The sequence below is a fragment of the Colwellia hornerae genome (assembly GCF_007954355.1).
GTDB classification, from domain to species: Bacteria; Pseudomonadota; Gammaproteobacteria; order Enterobacterales; family Alteromonadaceae; genus Colwellia_A; species Colwellia_A hornerae.
Map to the genome: position 1 here is coordinate 1 of NZ_VOLR01000063.1, position 2,404 is coordinate 2,404.

Genomic DNA, 2,404 nt, shown 5'->3' on the forward strand with positions numbered 1-2,404 from the left:
GTAAGGGTATAGCTAACGACACCTGCCTCTAGAACTTGATCTCATATACATTATCTCCTCACTTAATTTAGGAGATAAGCATGAGAATATCGCGTAGCCAAGAGCAATGGCAAACCATCATTGAAGATCAACAAAACAGCGGCTTAACCATTATTGATTATTGCCAACAACAGCAATTAACAACCTCTAGCTTTTATGCTGTTAGAAAGAAACTCAGCTTGTCGTCAGGAAACTTTGTTCGTGCCAAAATAACACAACAGGTGGAACTCATTGAAGAGCAAACCTTCATAACTGTTAGCGTGGGTAAGGCGAATGTCAGTTTACCGGCATCAACCTCTGTGACTTACCTAAGCCTATTATTACGTGAGCTTATTTAATGAAGATGTTTGTTGAACCTTCAGCGGTTTTCTTACATCGAGACTTCGTCGACTTTAGAAAAGCAATAAATGGCCTCGCTGCACTGGTTGAAGATGAACTAAACCGTGATGCCTATACGGGCGCTTTATTCGTTTTTTGTAATAAAGCCAAAGACAAGCTGAAAATATTGTACTGGGACAAAACAGGTTTTGCACTTTGGCAAAAGCGCTTAGAAAAACAAAAATTCAAATGGCCGAGCAAAGTTAATGGCAATGAATTTGCGTTGAGCGCTGAGCAACTCGATTGGTTACTCTGTGGATATGATGTCCTTGGCCATCAAGAATTATATTATCAGTCGATGATCTAATTGCCTGCTATTTACCTTTTTTCGCAGTCAACGATCATTGACACATACGCTTGTGGTAAATCAGGCTAAAAGCAGTATATGGTTGGTTTTTTTGTTAAAATCAGCGGATGAAATTCAATGCGAAGTCCTTGCCAAATGACCCAGAGCAACTCAAGCAAATGTTGCTTGAGTTGCAGCAACGTATGGATGAAGAATTAGCTCAAAAAGATAATGAGTTAGTCGAAAAAGACGTCGCTTATCAACTATTACTTGAGCGTTATAATCTCAAGCTTGCCAACGAATACGGTAAAAAATCAGAGAGAATGCCAGGTGCTGATGAAGTGTTTAATGAAGTAGAATTAGTACTTGATGAACATGATAAAAAACTTCTAGCCAAAGCAAACACTGACGCGCCAACGAAAATCAAGCCAAAACGTAAGCCATTGCCCGCAGCACTACCGCGTAAAGAAATCGTTGTTGATATTGATGAAAGCGACAAAGTCTGTGATTGCTGCCAAAGTCCGTTGCACAAAATGGGTGAAAGTTGCAGCGAAGCACTAGAATTTGTTCCCGCTCACATCAAAGTTATTAAGACCATTAGGCCCAAATATACCTGTCGCCTATGTGAGCGTAACGGAATTAAAAATGTAGTAAAAACTGCCTCGATGCCCGTAACACCGATACCAAAAAGTATTGCTACGCCCAGCTTACTCAGCCAAATCATCTCGTGTAAATATCAATTTGGCTTACCATTAAATCGCCAAGAAACCATGTTTAGTGATATTGGACTTGAATTGAGTCGACAAACCATGTCGAGTTGGATGCTGCGCAGTGCTCAATTACTTGAGCCTCTGTATAATTACTTGAAACAAATATTGCTGGCAGAGCCTGCCATTTTTGCTGATGAAACACCATTAAAAGTCATCAAGGCAGAAAAAGCGACCAGTTATATGTGGGTGTATTGCTGCGGCAGTGATAGGCCAAGTGAGAAAACGAATATTGTTTTATACGACTATCACAACAGTCGCGCAGCACAATGTGCGATAGACTTTCTTGATGGCTACCAAGGTTATATGCATGTTGATGGTTATAAAGCTTATGGGCTAACAGAGGCGAAGTTAGTTGCTTGTCTTGCCCATATTCGTCGTAAGTTCGTGGATGCGAAGAAGATACATGCCAAAGCGAAAACGGGTAAAGTTGATGTGGTATTAAACTTAATTGGCAAGCTCTACGGCATAGAGCAGCGTATTAAAGAAAAGTCGAGTGAAGATAAGTTCGACATCCGGCAGTCACACGCTAAGCCAATCGTAAAAGAACTACATCACTGGCTGATAAATCACAAAGATAAAATCCCGCCGAAAAGCAAACTTGGCGAGGCAGTAAGCTACAGTTTAAATCAGTTTGATAAATTCCAACGCTACCTTGAAGATGGCAGACTATCGATTGATAACAATCGAGCAGAGCGGGCAATAAAACCGTTTGTGATCGGGCGCAAAGCTTGGCTGTTTTCAAATACCTGCAATGGTGCTCATGCGAGTGCTATTCTCTATAGTCTCGTTGAAACGGCTAAGGCTAATGGCCTAGTCGTGCATGACTATATCTCAAGATGCTTGCAGCATGTTGCTGAGCAACCGAATAATCTTGAGTCGCTGTTACCATGGAACATTGAGCGCGGCTAGGTGCCGTTAGCTATACCCTTAC

At 41.3% G+C, this 2,404-nt stretch carries 3 protein-coding genes; all 3 read left to right on the forward strand.

The window, feature by feature from the left end; all coding sequences use genetic code 11:
* The first annotated feature begins 80 nt into the window (after positions 1-80).
* The 3 genes from tnpA to tnpC all read left to right on the forward strand — a co-directional run bounded on the left by tnpA (position 81) and on the right by tnpC (position 2,382).
* Positions 81-377, forward strand: a complete 297-nt coding sequence (gene tnpA / locus ESZ26_RS18875; protein ID WP_146801339.1) for an IS66 family insertion sequence element accessory protein TnpA — start codon at positions 81-83, stop codon at positions 375-377.
* On the forward strand, positions 377-724 hold the full coding sequence (tnpB, locus tag ESZ26_RS18880) for an IS66 family insertion sequence element accessory protein TnpB (protein ID WP_146910734.1): 348 nt from the start codon (positions 377-379) through the stop codon (positions 722-724). The genes tnpA and tnpB overlap by 1 nt, the downstream gene beginning before the upstream one ends.
* Before the next feature lie 107 nt (positions 725-831).
* Positions 832-2,382 carry an IS66 family transposase gene (tnpC, locus tag ESZ26_RS18885; RefSeq protein WP_146801343.1) on the forward strand — a complete coding sequence of 517 codons (1,551 nt, stop codon included), beginning with the start codon at positions 832-834 and terminating at the stop codon, positions 2,380-2,382.
* The last annotated feature ends 22 nt before the right edge of the window (positions 2,383-2,404 follow it).

Coding starts and splice junctions, on each gene's coding strand:
- tnpA (WP_146801339.1), top strand. CDS start 81: ATGAGAATATCGCGTAGCCAAGAGCAATGGCAAACCATCATTGAAGAT.
- tnpB (WP_146910734.1), top strand. CDS start 377: ATGAAGATGTTTGTTGAACCTTCAGCGGTTTTCTTACATCGAGACTTC.
- tnpC (WP_146801343.1), top strand. CDS start 832: ATGAAATTCAATGCGAAGTCCTTGCCAAATGACCCAGAGCAACTCAAG.